The sequence below is a fragment of the Marinisporobacter balticus genome, from assembly GCF_004345705.1.
Lineage (GTDB): Bacteria > Bacillota > Clostridia > Peptostreptococcales > Thermotaleaceae > Marinisporobacter > Marinisporobacter balticus.
This window is the reverse complement of sequence record NZ_SLWV01000035.1, coordinates 23,220-37,388: the sequence shown is the minus strand read 5'-3', so window position 1 is coordinate 37,388 and position 14,169 is coordinate 23,220. Positions and strand designations below refer to the sequence as shown.

Below are 14,169 nucleotides of genomic sequence, written 5' to 3'. Positions count from 1 at the left end.
TATAGTCCTCAAATGAACATCATAGAAGGATTATGGGGATGGATGAAAGATGAGGTTATTAATAATGCTTTCTTTTCAAATGTACAGGAAATTAGGCAAGCGGTACAATGGTTTATCAATTGGGCAAATCAAATTCCAAAAACTGTAATCAATAGATTGTGCGTCCGCATGTAGTTTCATTTATACGATATATATAGTTAAGTATGAATAAACAAGAGGGCGCGGATTTATGTTTTCAGAAAAGATCGCAGATTTAGTAGATTATCCTACAGTTGTTAAAATAAATGCAGAAAATGTTGAGATAAAGAACAAAGTATACAAAACCCCTTAGGAAATAAAATTTCTTAAGGGGTTTTGTATATTGGATGATTACTTGTGTTTAGAAGAGGGTAACTATATTATATAAGAAATATTTCATGGAAAAAAATAAAAAAAGAATTTAGTGAATTTATTTAAAACCGAAATTATTGACAAAATTAGTCGAAATATGTAGAATGTAGAGTATAGTTTATAAATGGCAAAGAAAAAAAATACATGGAAATTATTTGACCAAGTTTGTAAATCTTTTACAAAGCTTTCTTTTTATAAGTAGTAGTACAAAACTTATACACAAAGATGAAGGAGGTTTCCTAATGAAAGACGAAAAAATATTATTAAATTTAGACAATGTAAAATTACAAGACGTAATAAATGTAAAATTCTTACAAAAGTTCCAAGATGATTTTGCTACAGCCATTGGATTAGCAAGTGTTACTGTAGATAAGCAAGGAATACCTGTCACAGAGCCGAGTCAATATACCAGATTTTGCAACTTTGTTCATTCTACGGAAAAAGGAGACAATCGATGTGCAGCATCTCATAAAAAAGGTGGGGAAGAAGCTGCGCGATTAGGAAAACCTGTCACATATGAATGTCATGCGGGACTAATTGATTTTGCAGCGCCGATCATGATTGAAGGAAAGTTGATTGGAACAATTTTAGGGGGACAAGTCATAGAAAACTTTCAAGGGGAAGAAAAATATAGACAAGTTGCATCCGAGATCGATGTGAACGAAGAAGAATTTGTAGAAGCTTCTAAACAAATAAGAAAGATGGATAGAAAAGAAATTATTGCTGCTGCTGAAGTGTTGTATCTTGTAGCAAACAATATGGCGAAGGGTTGGTATCAGCACCATAAGCTTAAAAGTTCTGCAAATACATTAAACGAAAGCTTGAGTCAAATCGCAGCTACCATGCAGGAACTTGCAGCATCTGCACAAGAAGTCAGTAGTACACAAAATAAATTGAATAAAGAAATCGAAAATGTTAATAACATGTCTGAGCAAATCGGTGATGTGCTTGAATTTATTAAAGAAATTGCAGATGAAACGCGTATGCTTGGACTAAATGCAGCCATTGAAGCAGCAAGAGCGGGGGCCGCTGGTCTTGGATTTGGTGTTGTGGCACAGGAAATAAGAAAATTATCTAGTGAGTCTAAACAAACCGTGATCAAAATAAAATCATACATAGACAATATCCAATCATCTGTGAAAAATACGGTGAAAATCGGAGACAATACAGTTTCTGTTACAGAACAACAAGCTGCAGCAATACAACAAGTAACAGCAAGTATAGAAGAAATTACTGAGTTAGCAGACAACTTAAATTCACTTGCGCAAGAAGAATAGTGCGTTTATATCATGCATAACAGCGTTGGAGGTGTGAATATGTCAAATTTGCAATTTATCGTATTCGAACTTGAAAAGCAACAATATGGTGTAAAAATAGATTTCGTGAATGGCATTAATAAAGTTAAAGATTTTAAAATTTCACCGATTCCAAACTCCACTTCATTCATTGAGGGGATGATCAATCTAAGGGGAAAAATTATTCCTTTATACAATCTAAGGAAACGGTTTCGATTTGAAAAAGATGGGATTGCTAAGAATGATGAACTACTCATCGCCAATGTTAATGATATGATGATGGGGCTGATCGTAGATGAAGTCATTGATATTGTTAGATTTGAAGAAGAGGATATCGAATCCACAAATGCTTTATTTACTACAAATATGGTGAATAAATTCATCTCAAGTATTGCTAAAAAAGACGAAGAAATGATTATTATTTTAGATGTAGAAAAAATCTTAACGGTAGAAGAAAAAGCGTTGATTACGCCAAGTGCAAAAGTAGGAGATACAAAAACACAGAATATATAAAAAATGGTAGATCAGAAATACGTAATAAAGTTTTAGCAAGCGTATTTAAAGAAATTATTATGAATTAAAGCGAAAAGAATTCAGCTTGAAAAGAAGATCAGAACTCGGTGGTGAAGGGTGATCTTCTTTTTTTTGTCCAATGGTGCCTAGCATATTAAAAAGAGTGATGTTAACTTAGTGACAGTTAACAATTCGAAATACTGGACATATAGATATGAAGGAACTCTAAATGGGTTACTACTATTAGTTTGCAAGAATTGAGAAGGAAAATATATGTTAAAGCAAAAACTGGTTATGTTAGTTTTTTTTGTTTTGCAATAGATGCCATAAAAAAAATCTTAAAGAAGATGTATTGATGACACAAAGTATAATCGTTACACTGGTAGGGTTGTTTTTAATCACGGTTTTTACCAATATTTTAACGACCTTAAAAACCATAGTATTATCAAAAAAAATTATGAATCCCGTTTATATTTTAGTATTTGTAGATGCGATGATTTTTGTAACCGTTGTTGCGAAAATGAATAGTTCAAAGGGTCTGCATTTTACAATTGCATATGCATTAGGAAAGACTTAGAGAAGCAAAATTAAAATAGTATAGATATGTTATCTGTAATATCAAAATATTAAAAAAGATAAAATACATAGTATATAATAGTAAGAAAGTGCGAAGTAGGGATATTTTATACAACTCTACTGAGCGTTTATTGAAAAATAATCTGTCATCAGTTACTCTTGATATGTGGAGGTGAGCATTATGGATTGTAACAAAGTGGGAAAACTGATTTTAAGTCTGCGCAAAGAGAAGAATATGACACAAAAAGAAATCGCTGATGTCATGAACATTAGTGACAAAACGATCTCCAAATGGGAGCGTGGTTTGGGCTGCCCTGATGTATCTTTGCTCAGTGACCTTTCTCACATATTAGGAGTAAACATTGAAAAAATTCTATTGGGTGATTTAGATCCCAATGATGCTGACGGAGGAAATATGAAGCGAATTAAATTTTATGTATGTTCAAATTGTGGGAATGTAGTAAGCAATACAGGTCAAGCAGAAATTTCATGCTGTGGTAGAAAGCTAGAGCCGTTAATTGCAAAGCCGGAAGATGATAAACACAAGATAAGAATAGATGAAATTGAAGAGGATTACTATATTACCATCCCACATGAAATGAGTAAGTCTCACTATATTTCATTTGTTGCTTATGTTAAGTATGACAGAGTACTTCTCGTGAAGCTTTATCCAGAGCAAGGGGCAGAATTACGTTTCCCTAAAATGTATGGAGGCAAAATATATTTCTATTGCAGTCAACATGGATTGTGGGTGAAAGGAAAATGATGATGGAAATAAATTTTCATCCCATAGATTTACAAACATGGCCTCGCGGTCAAATGTTTTACTATTTTTCTAAGATGGCACCTACAGGATATTCATTGACGGTTGAATTGGATATTACAATAATGAAAGCTGCTTTGAAGGAACGTAAAATCAAATTCTTTCCAGCCTATCTGTGGTTAGCAACAAAAATGCTCAACAGACAAATTGAATTTAAAGTAGCGGTAAAAGACGAGGTACTTGGATATTGGGATACCCTCACACCTTTGTATGCTGCTTTTCACGAAGATGATAAAACAATCTCATTGATGTGGACAGAATATGATGATGAATTTTCTGTGTTTTACGAGCGGTATCTGGAAAATCAGCGACAATACGGAAATAACCACGGAGTTTTATCGCAGCCAGATAAAATACCCCCTAAAAACAGCTATACCGTATCCTGTGTTCCGTGGATTGAGTTTAAGCATTTTTCCATTCAAAGCTTTGAAAATAAGCCTTACTATTTTCCAACGCTTGAAGCTGGTCGGATTTTTGAAAAAAGTGGAAATATTATGCTTCCGCTTTCTATGACTTTGCATCATGCCACAACAGACGGGTGGCATGTGAAGCAGTTTTTAGAGGATGTGCAACATGCTATGAACCATCCACAAGAATGGTTGTAACGTTATAAGCATTGTCATGGCTTCATAAGTATAAAGTTAAAACGGATTATTGTTATATTAGTTATATTACGTATTGAATCAAACGGATTAACAAAGAACCTAAGTTTTCTGAATTTAATCAATGATTAGTCATATATACAATAAAGATATCTGTTTGCTTGGTATTCAATATAAAATAGAAGAAGATAGAGTACTTCCGAGTGGAGGAAATATCTTTTTTTTATACCTAAAACAAAAGAATACTCAATTTTTCAAAAAACAGACATCTATAAATAAAGAAGAAATTTTTGTAGGGAGGGATCAATATGTCAGATCATAAAAAATATTATTATTTAAAAATGAAAATCCATTTTGCAATGGAAGCGATAATCGAAAATGGAAGGTTGATTTTGATTGGCTCATGAAAAATGATGAAAACATGGTGAAGGTCTTAAAAAGGAAATATGTAAAGCGTTAGCAGGGATAGAAAAGACACAAATACTTAAAACCTTGTTATACAGAATGAAGGATCTTCTTTTTTAAAGAATAATGTTATTTGTAATTTAAAAAATGATATAATATAAGTATACGAAAGTAAACAAAAGAGAAAGAGTGGTACGGGGAAACAGGTTTAGGGATTTCAAAGATGCATTAATAATGCACTTGTTTTTATAAAATAACTTCTAATTGCCGAAGTCATAGAAGTATATGATCCATCCACAAATATTTGGAAAAAACGCTAACTGGTAAGGGATAAAGAGGTCTACGAAAAAGAATATGCTCATTAAGTGTTTCAGTTGCTAGCAGAGAAAGAATCTTCTTTTTCATAAGAGAGAAGTAGCTTTAACAGGCGCCAATAAGTATAATAATTAGGAGATACAGATGAAAAATAGTGAAAAATATAAAATCAACCTGTTCATTAGTATAATTATTGTTATAGCATTTATCACAACAATGTTCATTAACTATAAAACGTATAGTAAGCTCATAACGGAAGATATTAAAAATATTTCTAAATTAACAGGCACCAATATCTACTCAGAAATCAATAATGAGTTAATCAAACCAGTTTTTGTATCATTGACTATGGCAAACGATAGTTTTTTGAAACAATGGCTTTATAAGGAACAAACTGCATCAAATAAAGAAGCGCATTTAAAATCACTTAAAGATTATTTAAAAGGTATGGAAGTAAAATATGATTATAACTCTGTATTTCTTGTTTCAGATAAGACCAATAATTACTATCATTATAATGGAATACATAAAGTAATAAATGAAAATGATGCGCATGATAAGTGGTATTATAACTTTATCAATAGCAACAATACCTATGTGTTAGATGTAGACAATGACGAAGCGGATAATAATATTCTTACTGTTTTTGTTAATTGCAGAATTGAAGATGAAAAGAATCAATTAATGGGCACTACAGGCGTAGGGTTAAAAATGAATCAACTACAAACAATACTAAAGAATTTCGAAAAAAATTATGTTTTAGAAGCATTTCTTATTGATGATCAGGGTGTGGTACAAGTTCACACAGATTATAGATTAATAGAAAAATTGAATATATATGATGATTATAATATAGGACAATTTAAAGATGCTATTATAGCGAATACATCTGCTATTGAAACTTTCCGATTTAAAAAAGATGGGATAGATGGATATTTGATTACAAGATATATAGATGAATTAGGATGGTATTTAGTTATTAAAAAAGATACCTCTGCTTTAAGAAAGGCGTTCACATCACAACTAGCAACAAATTTAATTGCTTTTATAATCGTTGTTTCTAGTGTTGTTCTATCAACTAATAAACTTATTGATCACCATAGACTACAAATGACTAAAATGGCTATAACAGATCAGATGACACAACTTCCTAATAGAAGAGGCTTCAATCAGGCATTGAATAAATGGCTAAAAAATCATCAATCTAATAAAATAGGATTTAGCGTACTCATTTATGACATTGATAATTTTAAAAGTATTAATGATAAACACGGACATGTTTTCGGGGACAGTGTAGTCGTGTCTATAGGGAATTATGTCAAAGATTTTATTGCTGATCGTGGTATGATTGCACGATGGGGTGGAGATGAATTTTCAGGAATACTCTATGGAAATATAGAGGAAGCCAAAGAGTGTATTTCAACATTAATTGGACAGATTAACAATGAATCTAAGTTTTCTGAATTTAATATTACCATCAGTATAGGTTTGACGCATGTACGTGATTTAGATACAGTAGATACAATTATTAGTAGGGCAGATCAAGGTCTTTATATTGCGAAAAGTAGAGGCAAAAATCAGTTTAATATTATCTAGGGATGGTCTTCTTTTTTATGCTTTCATGTAAAAAGTTGAGGTAATAAAAGAAATAATGCTTAAGTTATAAAGGGATTAGATGAAAGGATTGGTGTGTCGCGTGAATAGTAAAACAGTATACAAGTTTAAGAATAGATGTTAATATGTTATTATATTGAAATAAATATAATTTTTTACTTAGGGAGGGTTTCAAATGAATAAAAGCATTTTAAGAAAGTTAACAGGTTTGATTTTAACATTTGTATTTATCGTTACGATGACACCTATTTATGGCGTATCTAATGCGATTGGAAAGGAAAACGTTAACATAACTATATTAGGTACTTCTGACGTTCATGGTAGATTTATGCCATGGGATTATGCTTCTGATATAAAGAATATGTCTGGAAGTTTAACACAAATATATAGTGCTGTTGAGGAATTAAAAAAACAAAATCAGAATACGATATTAGTTGATTGTGGGGATGCTATTCAGGATAACTTCGTAGAAACATTTAATAGTTATGATGAAAATCCTATGGTTGTAGGTATGAATGAGATGGGTTATGATACTTGGACAATGGGCAATCATGAGTTTAATTTTGGAACTGAAATTTTGAATAAAACAATATCTAAGTTTAAAGGAACAGCGCTTGCAGGAAATATCTACAAGGAAGAGGGTTCAAGATATTTACCAGCATACAAGATTATTGAAAAAGATGGCATAAAAGTGGCTATTATAGGGATGACTACGCCTATGATTGTTGAATTTGAAGAGGGTAGTGATCATTTAAAGGGGTTAGTTGTTAAGCAGCCAATTGATGAAACGAAAAAGATCATCGATGAACTGAAAGGAAAAGTGGATGTTTTAGTTGGCGTTATGCACATGGGGGAAGATAACGAAAATAATATTGCAGGAACAGGTGTCATTGATATGGCGAATGCTTGTCCAGAACTAGATGTTATAATAGCAGGTCATATGCATAAGAACGTAAGTAGTAATACTATAAATGGCGTTTTAATTACGGAGCCGTATAAATATGGTGGGAATATATCAAAGGTTGATTTAAGCTTTGAAAAAAGTAATGATGAAGTTAAATTAGTAAACAAAAAAGCTGAAACGATATCTGTTAAGAATTATCCTTCAAATAAGGATTTAGAGAAAAAATTCGAATACTTCCACAATATACTTATAAAAAATGCTAATGAGGTTATAGGTCAGCTACAAGGAATAAATATGGTTGAAAAGGATGAGATAAAAGGAATCCCAACGGTTCAAGTTGAAGCTACACCACTTGTGAAATTTTTTCATGAGGTTGCGCTTTATTATAGTAAAGCTGATGTTGTAGCAATAAGTATAGACAATGATCGCGCTAAGCTGGATATGGGAGATATTAAGAAAAAGGATATCGCTTATAATTATCAGTATGCTGGTGGAGAAGTTAGTATATATGAAGTTACTGGCAAAGATCTAAAGGACTATATGGAATGGTCAGCAGATTATTTTAACACTTTAAAAGAAGGCGACGTTACAATTAGTTTTAATCCTAAGAGAAGAGCTTCAAAGTATAGTACGAATGATCTATTTGGTGGGGTTACATATAAGATAGATTTAACGAAGGAAAAGGGAGATAGAATCGTAGATTTAAAGCTAGCAAACGGAACGAATATAGAGGATGATACTAGATTAAAGTTAGGTATGAACGCTTATAGAATGGCGAGCTTAATAAGAGAAGGTGGACCATTAGAAGGAAGAAACTTCTCGATTCTTTGGGATTCAAAAACTGCTTTTGGAGAAGACGAAGGAACGATCAGAAACCTTTCTATAAAATATATTAAGGAAGTTAAAGAGGGTGTAATTGAACCTAAATTAAATCAAAATTGGGAAATAATAGGTTTCGATAAAAACGCTAAAGAAAGAGAAATTGTTAAAAGATTTGTTAATGAAGGAATGATAGAGGTTCCTAAAACAGAAGATAAAAAATATACGAATGTAGCTTCTATTAATGTACGAGATAAAATGAATCTTAGCGATGAAGCGTACATCGCTAAAATAAAAGAGCAAAAAGAAATATATATAAATGCAAAAACTGAAGATGAGAAAAAAGCAGCGCATATAGAAGCGGAACTTATAAGAGCGCTCAATAATGATGATTACACGACAAGTATAGATGGTGCTTTAGACAAAAGATATAAATAGTATGATAAAGACCTGCCATTGCAGGTCTTTATTTTTAATTCAAACGAGGACAAAGGGACAGGGTGCTTATTCCTTACAATCCTTTCTTAATAAAGAAATGTGTCGTGGTAAATCTTTTAGATTTTAAACTACTAGATGAAACGCAAAAGTATCATACAATATTTAGAATAAAAGAAATGGAAGAGAATTTTGAACTACTAGAAGACTTAGAAATTCACTATTTGGAGTGTCCTAAATTTGCAGAACAAAACACCCATAAGACAGACATAGAAAACGGGATGGCATTTATGAAAGCAGCAGGAGATAAAACAAAAAGAAAGCAGCTTGAAAAAATTAGAAAACCTTAGTCAAGATGAAATAAAAAGACAAGAATATTATGCGAGAGAAAAAGCATTACTCGATGAAAAATCGAAAATGGTTAGGTTTGAATAGGATATTTATTCAAGGCTGATTTTTTTTATTTTTGGTTCAACGTCGAATTTTGTGATTTTAGAAAAACAAAAGGTAGTCAACAAAAAATAACAATGTAATTATTTCCAAATACATTTTGATTAATGGCTTAAAATAAATGTTTTTATTAAATAGATTCTATAAATTACCATTAAAAAATAGATTGACCAAACCTATTTTATGCTATTATCGCAAAACTTGATGTTGAACCTTATTTTTACAATTATAAAAAAATGGATAAAATTATATATTCTTATCGAAATAGGTAATTAGAATTTAGATGGAAATAAATATTTCTTCCTGTTATGACCCATTATGCAGATTTAAGCGCTATCTTTAGTAATAACGGATGCATGAAGTATATTTAAAAAAATCTATGGATTCATATGATTTGATAAATTATTTCAATTATACTTTTACAAATTTATATATTACAATAATTTAGAAAAATACTGTTATTAGGGGGCGGCTAAATGGGTTCAAAAGGAAATGCATTTACATTAACTTTTGCAGCAATGGGAATCGTTATTAATATTGTATTTGGGACTGCTGTAAATATGCTACATTTGCCATTATTGTATTTAGATACAATCGGTACAATTTTTACGGCGGTTGTTTTAGGACCGTGGTATGGAGCTTTAACAGGAGGGTTAACAAATGTAATACAAGGGGTTTTAACAAATCCTAAAGATATCCCTTTTGCGTTAGTAAATATTGCGATTGGATTAATTGTAGGTTTTGTTGCAAGAAAATATAAATTCAATTTTAAAATGGCAATGATTGTTGGATGCGTTTTAGCAGTAGTAGCACCGCTTATTGGTACACCCATTGCGGTTTGGATTTATGGAGGAATAACAGGGGATGGGAATGATATTATTTTTACTTGGTTAGCAAAGTCGGGACAAACCATTTTTACAGCGGCATTTATTCCTAGAATTACAGGCAATATTTTGGACAAACTTGTTAGTTGTTTTCTTGTTGCATTATTAATCGATCGTATTCCAAGTAGGTTTATTAAAGGAAGCAGTACCAATGCATAGATCTAAAAAAGTTATTATCTTTTCACACTGTATATTAAATCAAAATACAGTAGTAAATCCTCTAGCGAGAGCAAAAGGAGCATATACCAGTATCGTAAAAAAAATATTGGATTTAGATATTGGCATACATCAATTACCTTGTCCAGAGTATTTATTTTTAGGACTAGATCGAAAACCTATGGGGAAAGAAGAATATGATTCATATGAATATAGAAAAGTATGTAGAAAGATTGCATGCATGAGCATAAAAATAATCAAAGAATATATCAATAAAGGGTACGAAATTGTTGGGATGGTAGGCATTAATTGTAGTCCGACTTGTAGTATTCGTGGAGAGCGTGGTATTTTAATGGAGGAATTATTCAAACTTCTTTATGAGGAAAAGATAGATCTAAGATCTTTTGAAATACCTGCGAATTATATTGAAGAGGGTGAAAAGCAAGATATATTGCGTGCATTCGATGATTTTTTAAATAACATGACTAGACAGTCAAAATTTATATTCCCTTAAGAAGCGAGTAAATCCTCATAATCTAAAGGCTCTGCTTGCTTTGATTTAATTATTTTACTTATGGTGTATCTATCCCATTTTTTAATACAGCAGAAAATACTTTTTCTTAGAAAATAAGCCACTGTAGTCTCTGAATAAATACTTTCAGATCATCAAGACATAACCTTCTATAGCTTTTATTGTTGCCAAGATGTTGACCGAAAGAAATGTATCATAGTGGTATACGTATTTTGTGAAATGTCTAAATCACGAATTACGGAAGTAACGCCTAAAGTATCTGTACGAATCATAAATCCAATGACAATAACTACAAACCAATTAAAGCTAGCCTGTCTAGTAAAACATTTACGAAATTGATCGAGAACTTGATTAAGTAATTTCTACATGATTTTTTATAGTCAAACGAGAGTATGGTAACCTATATATAATAACTCTCCACTGATGATGTACATCCTTTATTGGTTTCGAAGCTAAAAGGATACCACAAAATCAGCTTGGAGTGTTATATTTTTTTGTGAAATTTTCAAAGAACTTTTGACTGTCTAGTATGAAGACATGCCATATAAATCCAAAATAGTAAGCTTTTCGTTATACATTAACTAGTGTAATAAATAATGTATTCCAGCATTTGGTCCTAATGGAAGATTAAATACCATAAAAACAATCAATAAAACTGTCCATAAAAGACCGAAAACAATAGAATATGGAAGCATATTGGCAATAATTGTTCCCATACCTGCTTTTTTATCATATTTATTAACAAAAGCAAGCAAAATAGGGAAATAAGGAAATAATGGACTAATTGTATTTGTAATAGAATCTCCAATACGATAAGCCATCTGTGTTAAAGCAGGATCATATCCTACAAGTAAAAACATAGGTACAAATACAGGTGCCATAATAGCCCATTTTGCAGAAGCACTTCCTACAAATATATTAATAAAACATGAAATAAGAATAAATCCTATAATCAATCCATATCCTGTCATCCCTGCATTTTGCAAGAAGTCTGCACCCTTTATAGAAATGACAACGCCTAAATTACTCCATTTGAAATATGCTAAAAATTGTGAAGCAACAAATGCAAGCACAATATATGGCCCCATATCACTCATAGCTGATCCCATCATTGCTGTAGCATCCTTGTCTGTTTTGATCGTTCCTGTAATCTTTCCATAAATAAGCCCTGGAATTAAAAACATACAAGTAACAATAGGAATAATTCCTTGCATCAATGTAGAATGATATGCCAAAACCGAACCTGTTTCTACATCTTGCATAAACGAATCTTTTCCTATACATAATCCAATAACGATTAAAACCATTACGAAAATAGATAAGCTCGCATATATTAAACCTTTTTTTTCTATACTACGCAACGCAGTACTATGTTTTTTTTTAGTATGAATCCCTTCATATTTTGGAAAACGAGGTGCTACAATTTTTTCTGTAACCCATACGCCTGCTACTACAAGAAAAAGTGTTGATATAATAATAAAATATAAATTCATTGCGGGTGTTCCCTGATAACTAGGGTCTATCATTTGTGCTGCTGGAATCGTAAAACTAGCAGCCAATACATCAGACATGTTAATCATAAGATTTGCAGCAAATCCCCCAGAAACCCCTGCATATGCTGCAAAAAGACCTATTAATGGATGGCGTCCTATCCCCAAGAATATAATGGCTGCCAAAGGTGGAAGAACAATAAATCCTGCATCTCCTGCTGCATTTGCCAAAATCCCTACCAATATAATCATAGCTGTAACCAAATTAGCTGGCACTTTCGTAATAGAATGCTTCAATACTGCTTTCATAAAGCCAGATTTTTCAGCAACTCCTGCGCCAATCATTACAACTAATACCAGCCCTAGTGGAGGAAAAGATTGAAAATTATTCACTGCTTTTCCTACTATATCCCTTAACCCTTCTTTGGTAAGAAGATTTACTACTGTAATGGTTTCCTTCGTAGATGGATGCACAGCAGATACGCCAGCTTTTGCTGCTAGGTAAGATACCACCAATACCAATCCACAAAAGATCACAAATAATGTAATAGGATCTGGTAATCGGTTCCCTGATTTCTCAATGAATGCCAACATTTTATCTAAATGGCTTTTCTTTTTTTCTTTTGTAATCGCCTTCATTTTGTATTCCTCCTTCTTTTTATGTTAATTGTTTTGGTTCAAGAAATCTATTGCAACCTGTGCCAATGCTTGTGAAGATACTAGCAAGTTTTTATCATCCCATTGAAATTTTGGATGATGATGGAATACCCAATTATTTTCATCCTCTGCTATTCCTACAAAGAAAAATGCAGAAGGAACAGCTTGTGCAAAAAATGAAAAATCTTCACCACCCATATTGGGTACTTGATCTTCATGTACATGATTTTTCCCTACAATTTTTTCAGTTGCAGTTTTTACTAAATCGGTCATTTTCGTATCATTAATAAGAGGGGGGAAATGTTCAATCAATTCAAATGCATAGGTTGCCCCTTGAGACACTGTAATCCCTTTTAATGTTTCTTCCATTGCCTGTGGTATCCATTTTCTAATGTCATTATCAAAGGTTCTAATAGTTCCGCCAACTTCTACTTCATTAGGGATTACATTATGCCCCTTGCCCCCATGGATTGTACAAAATGAAACAACTGCTGGCTCAACAGGATTCATTCTCCTGCTAACAATAGATTGCATATTATTAATAGCTTGTACAGCTATCATAACAGGGTCTACACATGCATGAGGCATTGCAGCATGTCCTCCCTTTCCAATCACCTTAAAAGCAAATTTATCAGGGGCTGCCATCATAGGCCCATACTTTACATGAATATCTCCACTTTTAATAGATCCCCATAAGTGACATGCAAAGGCTGCATCTACCTTTGGGTTTTCTAAAATACCTTCTTCGATCATAGGCTTTGCGCCACCATCATCTTCTTCGGCTGGCTGAAATACTAATTTTACATTTCCATGGATCTGTTCTCTTAAATCATTTAATATCATAGCTACCCCTAAAAGTCCTGCTGTATGGCCATCATGACCACAAGCATGCATACGTCCGGGTATGTTTGATTTATAAGAAACCTCGGCTTCTTCTTCGATAGGTAAAGCATCCATATCTGCCCTTAATAATACAGTTTTTCCGGGGTGTTTTCCTCTTATAAGTCCAACAACTCCAGTTTTGGCAATATGCTCCTTTACTTCAATCCCTAATGCTTTTAATTCTTTTGCCACAATCTTAGATGTCTCAAATTCTTCAAAAGCTAATTCAGGATGCATATGAAAAGAATGCCTTAAGGCTTTCATTTCATCAAAGTATTTTTCTGAAAGTTTTTTGATTTGTTTTGTGAGCATTTTCTGTCCTCCTTCATGTTTTGTTTAGTGATTTAAATCGATAAAGCGAAAATTAAAGATAAATCCTATAACAGATTTTATGTTTTGTAAAACTAAAACTGCTTTTGGAATAAAT

General features: G+C 32.3%; 12 protein-coding genes. 10 read left to right on the top strand and 2 right to left on the bottom strand.

All coding sequences use genetic code 11. The annotated features are described in order from the left end of the window. Window positions 1–632: 632 nt before the first annotated feature. The 10 genes from EV214_RS16730 (at window position 633) to EV214_RS16685 (ending at window position 10,695) form a co-directional block, all read left to right on the top strand. The gene (locus EV214_RS16730; RefSeq protein WP_132247832.1) at window positions 633–1,667 is read left to right on the top strand and encodes a PocR ligand-binding domain-containing protein; all 1,035 of its coding nucleotides are present in this window, start codon (window positions 633–635) and stop codon (window positions 1,665–1,667) included. Window positions 1,668–1,706: 39 nt separating this feature from the next. After that, window positions 1,707–2,198: a chemotaxis protein CheW gene (locus EV214_RS16725; protein ID WP_165916434.1), complete on the top strand. Its 492-nt coding sequence runs from the start codon at window positions 1,707–1,709 to the stop codon at window positions 2,196–2,198. A 355-nt stretch (window positions 2,199–2,553) separates the two neighbouring features. Then, window positions 2,554–2,775 (top strand): DUF5698 domain-containing protein, encoded by a 222-nt coding sequence (locus EV214_RS16720; protein ID WP_207669721.1) that lies wholly within the window; start codon window positions 2,554–2,556, stop codon window positions 2,773–2,775. Between the two features lie 180 nt (window positions 2,776–2,955). Further along, window positions 2,956–3,540 carry a helix-turn-helix domain-containing protein gene (locus EV214_RS16715; RefSeq protein WP_132247828.1) on the top strand — a complete coding sequence of 195 codons (585 nt, stop codon included), beginning with the start codon at window positions 2,956–2,958 and terminating at the stop codon, window positions 3,538–3,540. After that, a complete protein-coding gene (locus EV214_RS16710; protein WP_132247826.1) occupies window positions 3,537–4,202 on the top strand; it encodes a CatA-like O-acetyltransferase in 666 nt (221 codons plus the stop codon). Before EV214_RS16715 ends, EV214_RS16710 begins: the two co-directional genes overlap by 4 nt. Window positions 4,203–5,063: 861 nt before the next feature. Then, complete coding sequence (locus tag EV214_RS16705) at window positions 5,064–6,515, top strand: sensor domain-containing diguanylate cyclase (protein ID WP_132247824.1); 1,452 nt, start codon at window positions 5,064–5,066, stop codon at window positions 6,513–6,515. 193 nt (window positions 6,516–6,708) lie between these two features. Continuing rightward, on the top strand, window positions 6,709–8,694 hold the full coding sequence (locus EV214_RS16700; RefSeq protein WP_132247822.1) for a 5'-nucleotidase C-terminal domain-containing protein: 1,986 nt from the start codon (window positions 6,709–6,711) through the stop codon (window positions 8,692–8,694). 62 nt (window positions 8,695–8,756) lie between these two features. Then, a complete protein-coding gene (locus EV214_RS16695) occupies window positions 8,757–9,041 on the top strand; it encodes a PD-(D/E)XK nuclease family transposase (RefSeq protein ID WP_132247820.1) in 285 nt (94 codons plus the stop codon). Window positions 9,042–9,617: 576 nt separating this feature from the next. Next, window positions 9,618–10,184 carry a CD3073 family putative ECF transporter S component gene (locus EV214_RS16690; RefSeq protein ID WP_132247818.1) on the top strand — a complete coding sequence of 189 codons (567 nt, stop codon included), beginning with the start codon at window positions 9,618–9,620 and terminating at the stop codon, window positions 10,182–10,184. Further along, window positions 10,177–10,695: a CD3072 family TudS-related putative desulfidase gene (locus EV214_RS16685; RefSeq protein WP_132247816.1), complete on the top strand. Its 519-nt coding sequence runs from the start codon at window positions 10,177–10,179 to the stop codon at window positions 10,693–10,695. Before EV214_RS16690 ends, EV214_RS16685 begins: the two co-directional genes overlap by 8 nt. 599 nt (window positions 10,696–11,294) lie before the next feature. Here the strand turns inward: EV214_RS16685 and EV214_RS16680 are convergent. Further along, on the bottom strand, window positions 11,295–12,842 hold the full coding sequence (locus EV214_RS16680) for an AbgT family transporter (protein ID WP_132247814.1): 1,548 nt from the start codon (window positions 12,840–12,842) through the stop codon (window positions 11,295–11,297). 24 nt (window positions 12,843–12,866) lie between these two features. After that, window positions 12,867–14,054: a M20 metallopeptidase family protein gene (locus EV214_RS16675; protein WP_132247812.1), complete on the bottom strand. Its 1,188-nt coding sequence runs from the start codon at window positions 14,052–14,054 to the stop codon at window positions 12,867–12,869. Window positions 14,055–14,169 lie beyond the last annotated feature (115 nt).

Bases quoted from the DNA above. Each gene is read 5' to 3' on its own strand.
- EV214_RS16700 (WP_132247822.1), top strand. From the start codon at position 6,709: ATGAATAAAAGCATTTTAAGAAAGTTAACAGGTTTGATTTTAACATTT.
- EV214_RS16710 (WP_132247826.1), top strand. From the start codon at position 3,537: ATGATGATGGAAATAAATTTTCATCCCATAGATTTACAAACATGGCCT.
- EV214_RS16680 (WP_132247814.1), bottom strand. From the start codon at position 12,842: ATGAAGGCGATTACAAAAGAAAAAAAGAAAAGCCATTTAGATAAAATG.
- EV214_RS16715 (WP_132247828.1), top strand. From the start codon at position 2,956: ATGGATTGTAACAAAGTGGGAAAACTGATTTTAAGTCTGCGCAAAGAG.
- EV214_RS16705 (WP_132247824.1), top strand. From the start codon at position 5,064: ATGAAAAATAGTGAAAAATATAAAATCAACCTGTTCATTAGTATAATT.
- EV214_RS16690 (WP_132247818.1), top strand. From the start codon at position 9,618: ATGGGTTCAAAAGGAAATGCATTTACATTAACTTTTGCAGCAATGGGA.
- EV214_RS16720 (WP_207669721.1), top strand. From the start codon at position 2,554: ATGACACAAAGTATAATCGTTACACTGGTAGGGTTGTTTTTAATCACG.
- EV214_RS16675 (WP_132247812.1), bottom strand. From the start codon at position 14,054: ATGCTCACAAAACAAATCAAAAAACTTTCAGAAAAATACTTTGATGAA.
- EV214_RS16725 (WP_165916434.1), top strand. From the start codon at position 1,707: ATGTCAAATTTGCAATTTATCGTATTCGAACTTGAAAAGCAACAATAT.
- EV214_RS16685 (WP_132247816.1), top strand. From the start codon at position 10,177: ATGCATAGATCTAAAAAAGTTATTATCTTTTCACACTGTATATTAAAT.
- EV214_RS16730 (WP_132247832.1), top strand. From the start codon at position 633: ATGAAAGACGAAAAAATATTATTAAATTTAGACAATGTAAAATTACAA.